We start from the raw sequence: 16365 nt of genomic DNA, 5'->3' as shown, positions 1-16365 counted from the left end.
CGTCCCGGCCGCCCCGCCCCGTCCCGGCCGCCGGGTCCCGGGCTCTCGGCGGAGCGGCCGACGGCCCGGATCCGGCGCCGCCCCCACCGTCCGATTACTGGACCGGGCACGGGGGCGGGCCCGGTCCATGGGAGGATCGGAGCGGGCGGGCCGGGGCCGCGCATCCGGCCGGGCCCGCAGTTCGAGGCGCGAGCATGAGGAGCACCGTTGAGCAGGTTGCGTTGGCTGACCGCGGGGGAATCGCACGGACCCGCACTGGTGGCGACGCTGGAGGGACTTCCCGCCGGTGTCCCGGTCACCACCGAGCTGGTGGCCGACCACCTCGCCCGGCGGCGCCTCGGGTACGGTCGCGGCGCGCGGATGAAGTTCGAGCGTGACGAGATCACGTTCATCGGCGGGGTCCGCCACGGCCTCACCCTCGGCTCCCCGGTCGCGATCATGGTCGGCAACAGCGAGTGGCCCAAGTGGGAGAAGGTCATGTCGGCCGACCCCGTCGACGCCGACGAGCTGGCCGCACTCGCCCGCAACGCGCCGCTGACCCGCCCCCGGCCCGGCCACGCCGACCTCGCCGGTATGCAGAAGTACGGCCTCGACGAGGCCCGCCCGATCCTGGAGCGCGCCAGCGCCCGGGAGACCGCGGCCCGGGTCGCCCTCGGCGCCGTCGCCCGCTCCTACCTCAAGGAGACCGCGGGCATCGAGATCGTCTCCCATGTCGTCGAGTTCGGCGCGGCGAAGGCCCCCAAGGGCGTCTACCCGACCCCCGCCGACGTCGAGCGCCTCGACGCCGACCCGGTGCGCTGCCTGGACGCCGACGCCAGCAAGGCGATGATCGCCGAGATCGACCAGGCCCACAAGGACGGCGACACCCTCGGCGGCGTCGTCGAGGTCCTCGCGTACGACGTCCCCGTCGGCCTCGGCTCCCATGTCCACTGGGACCGCCGTCTCGACGCCCGCCTCGCCGCCGCGCTCATGGGCATCCAGGCCATCAAGGGCGTCGAACTCGGCGACGGCTTCGACCTCGCCCGGGTCCCCGGCTCCCAGGCCCACGACGAGATCGTCGCCACCCCCGAGGGCCTGCGCCGCACCTCCGGCCGCTCCGGCGGCACCGAGGGCGGCATGTCCACCGGCGAACTGCTGCGGGTCCGCGCCGCCATGAAGCCCATCGCGACCGTGCCCCGGGCCCTGGCCACCGTCGACATCACCACCGGCGAAGCCGCCGCCGCCCACCACCAGCGCTCCGACGTCGCCGCGGTCCCGGCCGCCGGAATCGTCGCCGAGGCCATGGTCGCCCTGGTGCTCGCCGACGCGGTCGCCGAGAAGTTCGGCGGCGACAACGTCGCCGAGACCCGCCGCAACGTCCGCGCCTACCTCGACAACCTGCACATCCGGTGAGCGCCCCGCTGATCGTCCTGGTCGGGCCGATGGGCTCCGGCAAATCCACGGTGGGCGAGGTGCTGGCCCGGCGGCTCGGCGTGCCCTACCGCGACACCGACGCGGACATCGTCACCGCCCAGGGCCGGGAGATCTCCGACATCTTCGTCGAGGACGGCGAGCCCCGCTTCCGCGAGCTGGAGAAGGCCGCCGTCCAGGAGGCCCTCGCCGTCCACAGCGGCGTACTCTCCCTCGGCGGCGGCGCGGTCCTGGACTCCACCACCCGCGCCCTCCTCTCCGGACTGCCCGTCGTCTACCTCTCCCTGGAGGTCGACGAAGCGGTCCGCCGCACCGGGCTCAACCAGGCCCGCCCGCTGCTCGCCGTCAACCCCCGCCGTCAGTGGCGCGAGCTGATGGACGCCCGCCGCCCCCTCTACACCGAGGTGGCGCGGGCCGTCGTCGCCACCGACGACCGCACCCCCGACGAGGTCGCCGACGCGATCCTCGACGCCCTGGAGCTGAAGGACTTCCCCGCATGACCGAGCAGGCAGTGACCCGGATCCGGGTCGGCGGCACCGACGGCACCGCACCGTACGAGGTCCTGGTCGGGCGGCAGCTCCTCGGCGAGCTGCCCGCGCTGATCGGGCAGGCCCAGCGGGTCGCGGTCATCCACCCGGAGGCCCTCGAAGGCACCGGCGACGCCATCGCCGGGGACCTCCGGGACCAGGGGTACGAGGTCGTCGCGGTCCAGGTGCCCAACGCCGAGGAGGCCAAGACAGCCGAGGTCGCCGCCTACTGCTGGAAGGCCCTCGGACAGTCCGGCTTCACCCGTACCGATGTCATCGTCGGCGTCGGCGGCGGCGCCACCACCGACCTGGCCGGCTTCGTCGCGGCGAGCTGGCTCCGCGGGGTCCGCTGGATCGCCGTCCCCACCACCGTCCTCGGCATGGTCGACGCCGCCGTCGGCGGCAAGACCGGCATCAACACCGCCGAGGGCAAGAACCTCGTGGGCGCCTTCCACCCGCCCGCGGGCGTGCTCTGCGACCTGGCCGCGCTGGACTCGCTGCCCGTCCACGACTACGTCAGCGGACTCGCCGAGATCATCAAGGCGGGCTTTATCGCCGACCCGGCGATCCTCGACCTGATCGAGGCCGACCCCGAGGGCGCGCGTACCCCCGCCGGACCCCACACCGCCGAGCTGATCGAGCGGTCCATCCGGGTCAAGGCCGAAGTCGTCTCCGGCGACCTCAAGGAGTCCGGCCGCCGCGAGATCCTCAACTACGGCCACACCCTCGCCCACGCCATCGAGAAGAACGAGCGCTACAAGTGGCGCCACGGCGCGGCCGTCTCCGTCGGCATGGTCTTCGCCGCCGAGCTGGGCCGGCTCGCCGGACGGCTCGACGACGCCACGGCCGACCGGCACGCCGCCGTACTGAAGTCCGTCGGACTGCCCCTGACCTACCGCGGCGACCAGTGGCCCAAGCTGCTGGAGACCATGAAGGTCGACAAGAAGTCCCGCGGCAGCCTGCTGCGGTTCATCGTCCTCGACGGCCTCGGCAAGCCGAACGTCCTGGAGGGACCGGACCCGTCGCTGCTGCTCGCCGCCTACGGCGAGGTGGCGTCATGAGCCGCCCGGTCCTCGTCCTCAACGGACCCAACCTGGGCCGCCTCGGCTCCCGCGAACCCGATGTCTACGGCGCCACGTCCTACGCGGGCCTGGTCGAGAGCTGCCGGGCGCTCGGCGAACAGCTCGGTCTCGATGTCGAGGTCCGCGAGACCAACGACGAGGGCGAGCTGATCCGCTGGCTCCACGAGGCGGCGGACGGCGCGGTCCCGGTGGTCCTGAACCCCGGCGCGTTCACGCACTACTCGTACGCCGTCCGGGACGCCGCGGCCCAGAAGACCGCCCCGCTCATCGAGGTCCACATCTCGAATCCGTACGCCCGGGAGACCTTCCGGCACACCTCGGTGGTCGCGGCGGTCGCCACGGCCACCATCGCGGGGCTCGGCATCGGGTCCTACCGGCTGGCGCTGCGGGCGCTGGCGGAGGAACTGGCGCCGTAGCGCCTCCCGCTGTGGGGTGACCCGGGCCTCGGCCCTGGGGGCCCGGCTGCTGCCGTGCGCGGGGTCTCGTGGTGTACGGGTTTCCGGGGGTGCCGGGTCCGCCGGGTGCGGGTGCCTCGGGGCGGTCGGGTCACGCTCTCCGTGGGGTAGGTCACCGGCCCTGCCGGGTGCGGGTGGGTCGGTGGCCTCCGGGCTCACCTCCTCGCGGGCTGCGATGCACCGCCGCTGAAGCGCGTCCCGTCTTGTCGCAGCCCACTGCGGGGGCGACCCTGCACCCCCCTCCCACGTGATCCCGGCATGATCAGCCCTCAAGGCGCCTGTCCTGCCGAGCCCCATGAGGACTTCCCCGACAGGGCGGGTGCGGGCAGGAAGGGGTACCGGCTCCCCATGCCGGGGGTACGGGGGGCGGATTGCCGAGTGCGAACCGTCCCACGGTCCGCAGTAGGAGAAACAGGACGTCCGGAGCCGGTTCGGCGCGGGTGTGAGGGAACCCCGTCGGCTTCGGAGGACTCTCCAAATACGAGGGAGCGTCTCCGGCGGGGCGGGGAGGTACCGTTCCCGCAGGGCGGGGACCGACCGCCGTACGCAGCGAACGAGACGGAGTCGCACCGGATGCAGCACCCAACGGGGCCCCCGCCGCCGCCTCGCCGTCAGGAGCAGGGCGGTGCCACCGGTCCCGTACCGCCTGCGCATGCCCCCGGCTGGGCCCAGCCGGGACCGCCGCACCCCGCCGCGCCCCCGCCGAGGCCCGAAGCCGCGCTGCCGCCCGTCCCGCTGCCCGCGGCGCCGGAGAGCGGAACGGGCGCGACCACGCTCGCCGTACTCCTGATCGGGCCCGCGGGCGCGGGCAAGACGACCGTGGCCCGCCACTGGGCCGCCCGCCGTCCGGTGCCCACCGCGCACATCAGCCTCGACGACGTCCGCGAATGGGTCCGCTCCGGATTCGCCGACCCCAAGGCCGGCTGGAACGAGCACTCCGAGGCCCAGTACCGCCTCGCCCGCCGCACCTGCGGCTTCGCCGCCCGCAACTTCCTCGCCAACGGCATCTCCTGCATCCTCGACGACGCCGTCTTCCCCGACCGTCCGGTCGTCGGCCTCGGTGGCTGGAAGCGCCATGTGGGCCCGGGCCTGCTGCCCGTCGTGCTGCTCCCCGGGCTGGAGACCGTCCTGGAACGCAACGCGCAGCGCAGCGGCAACCGCCGACTGGCGGACGAGGAGGTCGCGAGCATCCACGGCCGGATGGCCGGCTGGTACGGATCCGGGCTCCCGATCATCGACAACACCAAGTACGACGTGGAGACCACCGCGCGGGTCCTCGACGAGGCCCTCGCCCGGGCGATCGCCAGCCCCCCGTCCTGGTAGCCGGAGACCGGTCGGACGCGCTGGGCGCGCCGCGCGGCGCGAACGCTCGTACGCTCGGATCATGGCAGAGGTGTTCGCGGCCCGCCGCGACCGGTTGCGGGAACGGTACGCGGAGAACGGCGGCGCGGTCCTGATCTCCCGCCCCGCCAATGTGCGCTATCTCGCCGGGACGGCCCCGCCGGGGGCCGTCCTGCTGATCGGGCCCGGCGAGGACACCCTGTGCTGCCCGGCCACCCCCTCCTCCGGCGCCCCCGGCACCGGGCCCCCCGACGAGGCGCTCCGGCCGGCCCTGCTGTCCGAGGACGGCCCCGACCCGGTGATCGCGGCCGCCGGTCTCGCCCACCGCGCCAAGGCCACCGAGCTGGCCGTTGAGGAGCACCATCTGACCGTCGCCCGGCACCGCGCCATCGGCCGGGCGCTGCCCGGACTGCGCCTGGCCGACACCGGGCTCGCGGTCGAACGGCAGCGGATCGTCAAGGACGAGGAGGAGATCGCCTGCCTCCGGATCGCCGCGGAGATCACCGACCAGGCGCTGGGCGAGCTGCTGGAGTCCATCCTGGTGGGCCGGACCGAGCGCCATCTCGCGCTGGAGCTGGAGCGCCGGCTCGTCGACCACGGCGCCGACGGCCCCGCCTTTCCCACCTCCGTGGCCACCGGCCCGAACTCCGGCCGCCGGGGACACCGGCCCACCGACCGCAGGGTCGAGGAGGGTGATTTCCTCACCGTCTGTGTCGGCGCCGACTACCGCGGCTACCGCTGCGAGATCGGCCGGACCTTCGTGATCGGCACCACCCCGGCGGACTGGCAGATCGAACTGTACGAGCTGGTCTTCGCCGCCCAGCGGGCCGCCCGGGAGTCCCTGCGGCCGGGCATGGCGTACCGCGACGTGGACGGCGCGGCGCGGCGGATCCTCGACGGCGCGGGCCACGGAGCGGGGCTCGCTCCGCTCACCGGGCACGGCGTCGGGCTCGAAATCGACGAGGACCCGCAGTTGACTCCTGCGGCCATGGGTAAACTGGACGCTTGCGTGCCGGTCACCGTCGAACCGGGGGTCCACCTTCCGGGCCGGGGCGGGGTCCGGATCGATGACACGCTCGTCGTACGCCAGGAGGCGGACGGCGGACCCGAGCTACTCACCATCACGACCAAGGAGCTGCTCGCGCTCTAGCGGCGCGTACCGCGGTGCCCCCGGTCGTCCACGTCAGTCCAGGAGATTCCGCAACCGTGGCTTCCACGAACGACCTCAAGAACGGCATGGTGCTCAAGCTCGACAACGGCCAGCTCTGGTCCGTCGTCGAGTTCCAGCACGTCAAGCCCGGCAAGGGCCCGGCCTTCGTGCGCACCAAGCTCAAGAACGTGCTGTCCGGGAAGATCGTCGACAAGACGTTCAACGCCGGTGTGAAGGTCGAGACGGCCACCGTCGACCGCCGTGACATGCAGTTCTCGTACATGGACGGCGACTACTTCGTCTTCATGGACATGCAGACGTACGACCAGCTCCACATCGAGCGGAAGGCCGTCGGCGACTCCGCCAACTTCCTGATCGAGGGCTTCGAGGCCACGGTCGCCACGCACGAGGGCGAGGTGCTCTACGTGGAGCTGCCGGCCGCCGTCGAGCTGGTGATCGCCGAGACCGAGCCGGGCGTCCAGGGCGACCGCTCCACCGGTGGCACCAAGCCCGCGAAGCTGGAGACGGGCTTCGAGGTGCAGGTGCCGCTCTTCATCACCACGGGTGAGAAGATCAAGGTCGACACCCGCTCCGGCGACTACCTCAGCCGGGTGAACAGCTAACCGTGGCCGCTCGCAGCAAGGCCCGTAAGCGCGCCTTCCAGATCCTCTTCGAGGCGGACCAGCGCGGCGTGCCCGCGCAGACGGTGCTCGCCGACTGGATCCGCCACTCACGGACCGATGACCGGCAGCCGCCGGTCAACGAGTACACGATGCAGCTGGTCGAGGGGTACGCGGGCCACGAGGTCCGGATCGACGAGCTGATCTCGACGTACGCGACCGACTGGGACCTCGACCGGATGCCCGTCGTCGACCGGAACATCATCCGGCTCGGCGCCTACGAGCTGGTCTGGGTCGACGAGACGCCGGACGCGGTGGTGATCGACGAGGCGGTGCAGCTCGCCAAGGAGTTCTCCACCGACGATTCGCCGTCCTTCGTCAACGGCCTCCTGGGCCGTTTCAAGGAGCTGAAGCCGTCCCTGCGGCGCGACGGCGCCTGACGGCCGGTACCGGCCGTCCGTGAGGTTACGGGCCCGGGCACCGCGGACCATCCGGTCCCGGTGCCCGGGCCCGCTCTCGTCCGCAGGGCAGGCAGGGCCGTGAGAGAGCCGCCGCGCCGGTGTCCGGGGACTCCGTCGCGGCCGGGGGCGCGGCCGGTACGCCCGGAAGGCCGGGCGAGCGGCTGGAGGGCCGTCCCCGCGCCGGTACCGGCCGTCCGTGAGTTACGGGCCCGGGCAACCGCGGACCATCCGGTCCCGGGCCGGTACGGCCCCGTACGGCCGTCTCCCCGCCGGAAACGCCCGAGGGCGGAACCCGGCCTTCCGGGTCCCGCCCTCGGGCGTGACGATTCTCCGCAGCCCCCGCGGGGGCCGGTGTCAGTTGTCCTCGTGGGCGACCGCGCGCCGCGCGTCCGCGTCCAGCACGCCCCAGTTGATGAGCTGCTCGGTCAGGACGGACGGCGACTGGTCGTAGATCACGGCCAGCGTGCGCAGGTCGTCCTGGCGGATCGACAGCACCTTGCCGTTGTAGTCGCCGCGCTGCGACTGGATGGTCGCCGCGTAGCGCTGGAGGGGGCCCGCCTTCTCGGCCGGCACATGGGCCAGCCGCTCCAGGTCGAGGACCAGCTTCGGCGGCGGCTCGGCGGCCCCGCCCGGGGTGGTGCCCGGCAGCAGCTCCTGCACCGGAACCCCGTAGAAGTCGGCCAGCTCGGCCAGGCGCTGGACCGTCACAGCGCGGTCGCCGCGCTCGTACGAGCCGACCACCACGGCCTTCCAGCGGCCCTGGGACTTCTCTTCCACGCCGTGGAGGGAGAGCCCCTGCTGCGTGCGGATGGCGCGGAGCTTGGCCCCGAGCTGCTTTGCGTATTCGCTGGACATATAGCTCCCCGGACGCTGTGACAACGTGCGGCTCCGCCGCGCGGCTGGTGACTCACTGTGAGGTTACGCAGCGTGATTCGGACGCGTCAAGCCGAACGGGTCCAGACCGGTGGCCTGTCATGATCACTGCGGACATCGTCCCAGGTCCGGACCATCCCCCGCAGGGTTCCCCCGAATGGCCCTGGTACGGTAGTGAGCGCACCATCCGACGTCCTTTAAGGTCCGTCCCGTGAGGCGGAGAAGGAGGTCTGTTTCTCCATGGAATCCATGGATACGAACAGCCACACCGGCGGCCCCGACACGGCCCGCCCCGTTCTGGAGGCTCCCGACATCGCTCGGGTGCTGACCCGGATCGCCCACGAGATCGTCGAACGCGCCAAGGGCGCCGACGACGTGATTCTCCTCGGCATCCCCACCCGCGGCGTCTTCCTCGCCCGCAGGCTCGCCGGAAAGCTGGAGCAGATCACCGGACGTCCCGTCCCGGTCGGCTCCCTCGACATCACGATGTACCGCGACGACCTGCGGCTGCGGCCCGCCCGCGCGCTCGCCCGCACCGAGATCCCCGGTGACGGCATCGACGGCCGTCTCGTCGTCCTCGTCGACGACGTGCTCTTCTCCGGCCGCACCATCCGCGCCGCGCTCGACGCCCTCGGCGATATCGGCCGCCCCCGCGCGGTCCAGCTCGCGGTCCTCGTCGACCGCGGCCACCGGGAGCTGCCGATCCGCGCCGACTACGTCGGCAAGAACCTGCCCACGTCCCTGCGCGAGACCGTCAAGGTCCTCCTCTCCGAAGAGGACGGGCGGGACACCGTGCTGCTCGGCGTGCGCGGAACCGAACAGAGCTAGCCGCCCGAAGCCCCGTGCGCCCGCGAACCGGCGCCACGGGTGCCTCCGTGCGCCCGCGCGCCCGTACCCCGGGACCGCGGCGGTCCGCCGCCGCGGCGCCGCGCCCCCGCGCACGCCGAACGTGCCGACCCGAGCCGAACCCACCGGAGCCCACCAGATGAAGCACCACCTCATCTCGGCCGCCGATCTCACGCGGGACGACGCCGTCCTGATCCTCGACACCGCCGAGGAGATGGCGCGCGTCGCCGACCGGCCGATCAAGAAGCTGCCCACCCTCCGCGGCCGTACCGTCGTGAACCTCTTCTACGAGGACTCGACCCGGACCCGGATCTCCTTCGAGGCCGCCGCCAAGCGGCTCTCGGCCGATGTCATCAACTTCTCCGCCAAGGGGTCCTCGGTCTCCAAGGGCGAGTCCCTCAAGGACACCGCCCTGACCCTGGAGGCCATGGGCGCCGACGCCGTCGTCATCCGCCACCACGCCTCCGGAGCGCCCTACCGGCTGGCGAACTCGGGGTGGATCGACGGATCCGTCGTCAATGCCGGCGACGGCACCCACGAGCACCCCACCCAGGCCCTCCTCGACGCCTTCACGGTGCGCCGCCGACTGGTCGGCCGGGACACCGGGATGGGCCGTGACCTGGCCGGACGCCGTATCACCATCGTCGGTGACGTCCTGCACAGCCGGGTCGCCCGCTCCAATGTCCTGCTGCTGAACACCCTCGGCGCCGAGGTCACCGTGGTCGCCCCGCCGACGCTGGTCCCGATCGGTGTCGAGAGCTGGCCGTGCGAGGTCTCCTACGACCTCGACGCGGTGCTCCCCAAGTCCGACGCCGTGATGATGCTGCGGGTCCAGCGCGAGCGGATGAACGCCGCGTTCTTCCCCACCGAGCGCGAGTACGCCCGCCGCTACGGCCTCGACGGCGACCGGATGGCCCGGATGCCGGAACACGCCGTCGTCATGCACCCCGGACCGATGAACCGGGGTATGGAGATCACGGCCGAGGTCGCCGACTCCGACCGCTGCACCGCCGTCGAACAGGTCGCCAACGGGGTCTCCATCCGGATGGCCGTCCTCTATCTGCTGCTCGGCGGGAACGAGTCCGCCGCCGCCCACACGTCCCGTACCGAGGAGACCCAGTAACCATGAGCAAGATCCTTATCCGTGGCGCCGGGATCCTCGGCGGACGGCCCCAGGACGTCCTGATCGACGGCGAGACCATCGCCGAGGTCGCGGACACCATCGAGCCCGGCGACGCCGAGGTGATCGAGGCCGCGGGCCGGATCCTCCTCCCCGGCCTGGTCGACCTCCACACCCATCTGCGCGAGCCCGGCCGCGAGGACTCCGAGACCGTCCTCACCGGCACCCGCGCCGCGGCCGCCGGCGGCTACACCGCCGTCCACGCCATGGCCAACACCTTCCCGGTCGCCGACACCGCCGGTGTCGTCGAGCAGGTCTACCGGCTCGGCAAGGAGTCCGGCTACTGCGACGTCCAGCCCGTCGGCGCCGTCACCGTCGGTCTGGAGGGCAAGCAGCTCGCCGAGCTGGGCGCCATGCACGACTCCGCCGCCGGGGTGAAGGTCTTCTCCGACGACGGCAAGTGCGTCGACGACGCGGTGATCATGCGCCGGGCGCTGGAGTACGTGAAGGCCTTCGACGGCGTCGTCGCCCAGCACGCCCAGGAGCCCCGGCTGACCGAGGGCGCCCAGATGAACGAGGGCATCGTCTCCGCCGAACTCGGACTCGGCGGCTGGCCCGCCGTCGCCGAGGAGTCGATCATCGCCCGCGATGTCCTCCTCGCCGCCCACGTCGGCTCCCGGGTCCACATCTGCCATCTCTCCACCGCGGGCTCCGTGGAGATCGTGCGCTGGGCCAAGTCCAAGGGCTGGGACGTCACCGCCGAGGTCACCCCCCACCACCTCCTCCTCACCGACGAGCTGGTCCGCAGCTACGACCCGGTCTACAAGGTCAACCCGCCGCTGCGCACGGCCGCCGATGTGACCGCGCTCCGCGAGGCCCTGGCCGACGGCACCATCGACTGCGTCGCCACCGACCACGCACCCCACCCCCACGAGGACAAGGACTGCGAGTGGGGCGCCGCGGCCATGGGCATGGTCGGCCTGGAGACCGCGCTCTCCGTCGTCCAGGAGACGATGGTGGAGACCGGACTGCTCGACTGGGCCGGGGTCGCCGACCGGATGTCCTTCCGGCCCGCCCGCATCGGCCGGCTCGAAGGCCACGGCCGCCCCGTCTCGCCCGGTGAGCCCGCCAACCTCGTGCTGGTCGATCCGGCTTACCGTGGTGCGGTGGACCCCGCGGACTTCGCCTCCCGCAGCCGCAACACCCCCTACAAGGGCCGTGAGCTGCCGGGACGCGTCACCCACACCTTCCTGCGGGGCCGGGCAACGGTCGTCGACGGGAAGCTGACGTGACAACACTCACCACCATCGCAGCAGGGCTCGCAGCCGAGGAGCGCAGGTCGGCGGAGGTGACCGACTGGGCCGCCCGTATCGGCTGGGTCGTCGGACTCCTCCTCTTCATCGCCCTGGTCTACTGGCTGATGCGCCAGGGCTGGAAGTGGCGCGGCAGCCTCCAGTCGGGCCTCCCCCCGCTCGCCGCCGTACCGGAGGACTCCGGCACCCCCCTCGCCACCCTCCACGGCCGCTACCACGGCTCCACCACCGCCGGACAGTGGCTGGACCGCATCGTCGCCCACGGACTGGGCGCCCGCAGCCGGGTGGAGCTGACCCTCACCGAGGCCGGACTGGACGTCGTACGCCCCGGGGCCGGCGACTTCCACATCCCCCGCGCCGCCCTGCGCGAGGCCCGCCTCGACAAGGGCATCGCGGGCAAGGTCCTCGCCGAGGGCGGACTGCTCGTCCTCACCTGGGAGCACGGCGGGACCCTGCTGGACTCCGGCTTCCGCTCCGACCGGGCCGCCGAGCACAACGACTGGGTCACCACCCTGAACAACCTGATCACCACGAAGGAAGGCGCACGATGACCACCTCCACCAGGGGAACCGCCGCACGGCGGACCACGGTTCCCGCCGTACTCGTCCTGGAGGACGGCCGCACCTTCCGCGGCCGCGCCTACGGGGCCGTGGGGGAGACCTTCGGCGAAGCGGTGTTCAACACCGGCATGACCGGGTACCAGGAGACGCTGACCGACCCCTCGTACCACCGCCAGGTCGTCGTCATGACCGCCCCCCACATCGGCAATACCGGTGTCAACGACGAGGACGACGAGTCCCGGAAGATCTGGGTCGCCGGATACGTCGTCCGCGACCCCGCCCGGATCCCGTCGAACTGGCGCTCCCGCCGCACCCTCGACGACGAACTGGCCGCCCAGGGCGTCGTCGGCATCAGCGGCATCGACACCCGCGCCCTCACCCGCCATCTGCGCGAGCGCGGCGCCATGCGGGTCGGCATCTTCTCCGGCGAGACCCTCGCCGACGAGGCCGCCCTGCTCGCCCGGGTCCGGACCGCCCCCCAGATGACCGGCGCCGACCTCTCCGCCGAGGTCGCCACCCCCGAGGCGTACACCGTCCCCGCGATCGGCGAGAAGCGGTTCACCGTGGCCGCCCTCGACCTGGGCATCAAGGGCATGACCCCGCACCTGATGGCCGAGCGCGGTATCGAGGTCCATGTCCTGCCCGCCACCGCCGGCGTCGACGAGGTGTACGCGGTCGCCCCGGACGGCGTGTTCCTCTCCAACGGCCCCGGCGACCCGGCCACCGCCGACCTCACGGTCGTCAAGGCGGTCCTGGAGCGCGGCACCCCCCTCTTCGGGATCTGCTTCGGCAACCAGCTCCTCGGGCGTGCCCTGGGCTTCGGCACCTACAAGCTGAAGTACGGCCACCGCGGTATCAACCAGCCGGTCCAGGACCGTACGACCGGCAAGGTCGAGGTGACCGCCCACAACCACGGCTTCGCCGTCGACGCCCCCCTCGACACCGTCTCCGACACCCCGTACGGCCGGGCCGAGGTCTCCCACGTCTGTCTCAACGACAACGTGGTGGAGGGCCTGCGACTGCTCGACCGCCCGGCCTTCAGCGTCCAGTACCACCCCGAAGCGGCCGCGGGCCCGCACGACGCCGCGTACCTGTTCGACCGCTTCGTCTCCCTGATGGAGGGCCAGCGTGCCTAAGCGCACCGACATCCAGTCCGTCCTGGTCATCGGCTCCGGCCCGATCGTCATCGGCCAGGCCGCCGAGTTCGACTACTCCGGCACCCAGGCCTGCCGCGTCCTCAAGGCCGAGGGCCTGCGGGTGATCCTGGTCAACTCCAACCCGGCCACGATCATGACCGACCCGGAGATCGCCGACGCCACCTACGTCGAGCCGATCACCCCCGAGTTCGTCGAGAAGATCATCGCCAAGGAGCGCCCCGACGCGCTGCTGCCCACCCTCGGCGGCCAGACCGCGCTGAACACCGCGATCTCCATGCACGAGCAGGGCGTCCTGGAGAAGTACGGCGTCGAGCTGATCGGCGCCAATGTCGAGGCCATCCACAAGGGCGAGGACCGCGACCTCTTCAAGGGCGTCGTCGAGGCCGTCAAGGCCAAAATCGGCTACGGCGAGTCCGCGCGCTCGGTGATCTGCCACTCCATGGACGACGTCCTCAAGGGCGTCGACACCCTCGGCGGCTACCCCGTCGTCGTCCGCCCCTCCTTCACCATGGGCGGCGCCGGCTCCGGCTTCGCCCACGACGAGGAGGAGCTGCGCCGCATCGCCGGCCAGGGCCTCACCCTCTCCCCGACCACCGAGGTCCTCCTGGAGGAGTCCATCCTCGGCTGGAAGGAGTACGAGCTGGAGCTGATGCGCGACAAGCACGACAACGTCGTGGTCGTCTGCTCCATCGAGAACTTCGACCCGATGGGCGTCCACACCGGCGATTCCATCACCGTCGCCCCCGCGATGACCCTCACCGACCGCGAGTACCAGCGGCTCCGCGATATCGGCATCGCGATCATCCGCGAGGTCGGCGTCGACACCGGCGGCTGCAACATCCAGTTCGCGGTGGACCCCGAGGACGGCCGGATCATCGTCATCGAGATGAACCCCCGGGTCTCCCGCTCCTCCGCGCTCGCCTCCAAGGCCACCGGCTTCCCCATCGCCAAGATCGCCGCGAAGCTGGCCGTCGGCTACACGCTCGACGAGATCCCCAACGACATCACCGAGCAGACCCCGGCGTCCTTCGAGCCCACCCTCGACTACGTCGTGGTCAAGGCCCCCCGCTTCGCCTTCGAGAAGTTCCCCTCCGCCGACGCCACCCTCACCACCACCATGAAGTCGGTCGGCGAGGCGATGGCCATCGGCCGCAACTTCACCGAGGCCCTCCAGAAGGCCCTGCGCTCCCTGGAGAAGAAGGGCAGCCAGTTCGACTTCGCCACCCCGGTCGCCGACCTCGGCGACAAGGCGGAGCTGCTGCGCGAGGCCGTGAAGCCCACCGACGGCCGCATCAACACCGTGATGGCCGCCATCCGCGCCGGGGCGAGCCCCGAGGAGGTCTTCGAGGCCACCCGGATCGACCCCTGGTTCGTCGACCAGCTCTTCCTCATCAAGGAGTACGCGGACGAGCTGGCTGCCGCCGACAAGCTGACGCCCGAGCTGCTCGCCGACGCCAAGCGCCACGGCTTCTCGGACGTCCAGATCGCCGGGATCCGCGGACTGCGCGAGGACGTCGTCCGCGAGGTCCGCCACGCGCTCGGCATCCGCCCGGTCTACAAGACCGTCGACACCTGCGCCGCCGAGTTCGCCGCGAAGACGCCGTACTTCTACTCCTCGTACGACGAGGAGACCGAGGTCGCCCCGCGCGAGAAGCCCGCCGTGATCATCCTCGGCTCCGGCCCCAACCGGATCGGCCAGGGCATCGAGTTCGACTACTCCTGCGTCCACGCCTCCTTCGCGCTCAGCGACGCGGGCTACGAGACCGTGATGGTCAACTGCAACCCCGAGACCGTCTCCACCGACTACGACACCTCCGACCGGCTCTACTTCGAGCCGCTCACCCTGGAGGACGTCCTGGAGATCGTGCACGCCGAGGCGCAGGCCGGACCGATCGCCGGAGTCGTCGTCCAGCTCGGCGGCCAGACCCCGCTGGGCCTGGCCCAGGCCCTCAAGGACAACGGCGTCCCCGTCGTCGGCACCTCCCCGGAGGCCATCCACGCCGCCGAGGACCGCGGTGCCTTCGGCCGGGTCCTCGCGGAGGCCGGACTGCCGGCCCCCAAGCACGGCACCGCCACCACCTTCGACGAGGCCAAGGCCATCGCCGACGAGATCGGCTACCCGGTCCTGGTCCGTCCCAGCTATGTCCTCGGCGGCCGCGGTATGGAGATCGTGTACGAGGAGGCCCGCCTCCGGTCGTACATCGCCGAGTCCACCGAGATCAGCCCCACCCGGCCGGTCCTGGTCGACCGCTTCCTCGACGACGCCATCGAGATCGACGTCGACGCCCTCTACGACGGCACCGAGCTGTACCTCGGCGGCGTCATGGAGCACATCGAGGAGGCCGGGATCCACTCCGGCGACTCCGCCTGCGCCCTGCCCCCGATCACCCTCGGCGGCTTCGACATCAAGCGGCTGCGCGCCTCCACCGAGGCCATCGCCCGCGGCGTCGGCGTCCGCGGACTGATCAACATCCAGTTCGCCATGGCCGGGGACATCCTCTATGTCCTGGAGGCCAACCCCCGCGCCTCCCGTACGGTCCCCTTCACCTCCAAGGCGACCGCCGTACCGCTGGCCAAGGCCGCCGCCCGGATCTCCCTCGGCGCCACCATCGCCGAACTCCGGGCCGAAGGGCTGCTGCCCGCCACCGGCGACGGCGGCACCCTGCCGATGGACGCGCCGATCTCCGTCAAGGAGGCCGTGATGCCGTGGTCCCGCTTCCGGGACATCCACGGCCGCGGCGTGGACACCGTCCTCGGCCCGGAGATGCGCTCCACCGGCGAGGTCATGGGCATCGACACCGTCTTCGGCACGGCGTACGCCAAGTCCCAGGCCGGTGCCTACGGGCCGCTGCCCACCACGGGCCGCGCCTTCATCTCGGTCGCCAACCGCGACAAGCGGTCGATGATCTTCCCGGCCCGGGAGCTGGTCGCCCACGGCTTCGAACTGCTCGCCACCTCCGGCACCGCCGAGGTCCTCAAGCGCAACGGCATCAACGCCACCGTCGTGCGCAAGCACAGCGAGGGCGAGGGCCCGAACGGCGAGAAGACCATCGTCCAGCTGATCCACGACGGCGGGGTCGACCTGATCGTCAACACCCCGTACGGCACCGGCGGCCGGCTCGACGGCTACGACATCCGGACCGCCGCCGTGGCCCGGGCGGTGCCCTGCCTCACCACGGTCCAGGCGCTCGCCGCCGCCGTCCAGGGCATCGACGCGCTCAACCGCGGCGATGTCGGCGTCCGCTCCCTCCAGGAGCACGCCGAGCACCTGACCGCGGCCCGCGACTGACCGGTCCGGGGGACGCGAAGGGAGGGGGACACCGCACACGCGGTGTCCCCCTCCCCGCGAGAGCCCCCGCAGGCACCACCCGCCGGACCGGCCCGGGAACCGCCCCGCCGGATCCCCGCCCGGCCGGCGAGGTCACCGACGACGGCCCAGGCCCCGAGGAA

15 protein-coding genes are annotated in these 16365 nt (G+C 72.1%); 14 read left to right on the top strand and 1 reads right to left on the bottom strand.

Annotation, left to right across the window (positions count from 1 at the left end; translation table 11 throughout):
- The first annotated feature begins 207 nt into the window (after positions 1-207).
- From aroC to nusB, 8 genes are all read left to right on the top strand, one after another.
- Entirely contained in the window at positions 208-1392 is a 1185-nt protein-coding gene (gene aroC / locus ACWDR0_RS26825) for a chorismate synthase (protein WP_456354340.1), read from the top strand.
- A gap of 29 nt (positions 1393-1421) precedes the next feature.
- Positions 1422-1910 carry a shikimate kinase gene (locus ACWDR0_RS26820; RefSeq protein WP_456354350.1) on the top strand — a complete coding sequence of 163 codons (489 nt, stop codon included), beginning with the start codon at positions 1422-1424 and terminating at the stop codon, positions 1908-1910.
- Positions 1907-2998, top strand: a complete 1092-nt coding sequence (gene aroB / locus ACWDR0_RS26815; RefSeq protein WP_456354339.1) for a 3-dehydroquinate synthase — start codon at positions 1907-1909, stop codon at positions 2996-2998. Before ACWDR0_RS26820 ends, aroB begins: the two co-directional genes overlap by 4 nt.
- Positions 2995-3435 carry a type II 3-dehydroquinate dehydratase gene (gene aroQ / locus ACWDR0_RS26810; RefSeq protein WP_456354338.1) on the top strand — a complete coding sequence of 147 codons (441 nt, stop codon included), beginning with the start codon at positions 2995-2997 and terminating at the stop codon, positions 3433-3435. The genes aroB and aroQ overlap by 4 nt, the downstream gene beginning before the upstream one ends.
- A gap of 612 nt (positions 3436-4047) precedes the next feature.
- Positions 4048-4797: an AAA family ATPase gene (locus ACWDR0_RS26805; protein ID WP_456354337.1), complete on the top strand. Its 750-nt coding sequence runs from the start codon at positions 4048-4050 to the stop codon at positions 4795-4797.
- A 61-nt stretch (positions 4798-4858) separates the two neighbouring features.
- Positions 4859-5965 (top strand): aminopeptidase P family protein, encoded by a 1107-nt coding sequence (locus ACWDR0_RS26800; protein ID WP_456354336.1) that lies wholly within the window; start codon positions 4859-4861, stop codon positions 5963-5965.
- A gap of 56 nt (positions 5966-6021) precedes the next feature.
- Positions 6022-6588 (top strand): elongation factor P, encoded by a 567-nt coding sequence (gene efp, locus ACWDR0_RS26795; protein ID WP_456354335.1) that lies wholly within the window; start codon positions 6022-6024, stop codon positions 6586-6588.
- Between the two features lie 2 nt (positions 6589-6590).
- On the top strand, positions 6591-7025 hold the full coding sequence (gene nusB / locus ACWDR0_RS26790; RefSeq protein ID WP_456354334.1) for a transcription antitermination factor NusB: 435 nt from the start codon (positions 6591-6593) through the stop codon (positions 7023-7025).
- A 375-nt stretch (positions 7026-7400) separates the two neighbouring features.
- Here the strand turns inward: nusB and bldD are convergent, their stop codons facing one another.
- The gene (bldD, locus tag ACWDR0_RS26785; protein ID WP_391240860.1) at positions 7401-7901 is read right to left on the bottom strand and encodes a transcriptional regulator BldD; all 501 of its coding nucleotides are present in this window, start codon (positions 7899-7901) and stop codon (positions 7401-7403) included.
- Positions 7902-8159: 258 nt separating this feature from the next.
- On the opposite strand from bldD, the gene pyrR reads away from it, so the two are divergent.
- The 6 genes from pyrR to carB all read left to right on the top strand — a co-directional run bounded on the left by pyrR (position 8160) and on the right by carB (position 16204).
- The gene (gene pyrR, locus ACWDR0_RS26780) at positions 8160-8747 is read left to right on the top strand and encodes a bifunctional pyr operon transcriptional regulator/uracil phosphoribosyltransferase PyrR (RefSeq protein WP_456354333.1); all 588 of its coding nucleotides are present in this window, start codon (positions 8160-8162) and stop codon (positions 8745-8747) included.
- Positions 8748-8904: 157 nt separating this feature from the next.
- Positions 8905-9888 (top strand): aspartate carbamoyltransferase catalytic subunit, encoded by a 984-nt coding sequence (locus ACWDR0_RS26775; RefSeq protein WP_456354332.1) that lies wholly within the window; start codon positions 8905-8907, stop codon positions 9886-9888.
- A 2-nt stretch (positions 9889-9890) separates the two neighbouring features.
- On the top strand, positions 9891-11177 hold the full coding sequence (locus tag ACWDR0_RS26770) for a dihydroorotase (RefSeq protein WP_456354331.1): 1287 nt from the start codon (positions 9891-9893) through the stop codon (positions 11175-11177).
- Complete coding sequence (locus ACWDR0_RS26765) at positions 11174-11749, top strand: PH-like domain-containing protein (RefSeq protein WP_456354330.1); 576 nt, start codon at positions 11174-11176, stop codon at positions 11747-11749. The genes ACWDR0_RS26770 and ACWDR0_RS26765 overlap by 4 nt, the downstream gene beginning before the upstream one ends.
- The gene (gene carA, locus ACWDR0_RS26760) at positions 11746-12894 is read left to right on the top strand and encodes a glutamine-hydrolyzing carbamoyl-phosphate synthase small subunit (protein WP_456354329.1); all 1149 of its coding nucleotides are present in this window, start codon (positions 11746-11748) and stop codon (positions 12892-12894) included. Before ACWDR0_RS26765 ends, carA begins: the two co-directional genes overlap by 4 nt.
- Positions 12887-16204 carry a carbamoyl-phosphate synthase large subunit gene (gene carB, locus ACWDR0_RS26755; RefSeq protein WP_456354328.1) on the top strand — a complete coding sequence of 1106 codons (3318 nt, stop codon included), beginning with the start codon at positions 12887-12889 and terminating at the stop codon, positions 16202-16204. The genes carA and carB overlap by 8 nt, the downstream gene beginning before the upstream one ends.
- The last annotated feature ends 161 nt before the right edge of the window (positions 16205-16365 follow it).

Source organism: Streptomyces sp. NPDC003691 (genome assembly GCF_053981115.1).
This window is presented reverse-complemented; position numbering and strand designations above follow the sequence as displayed.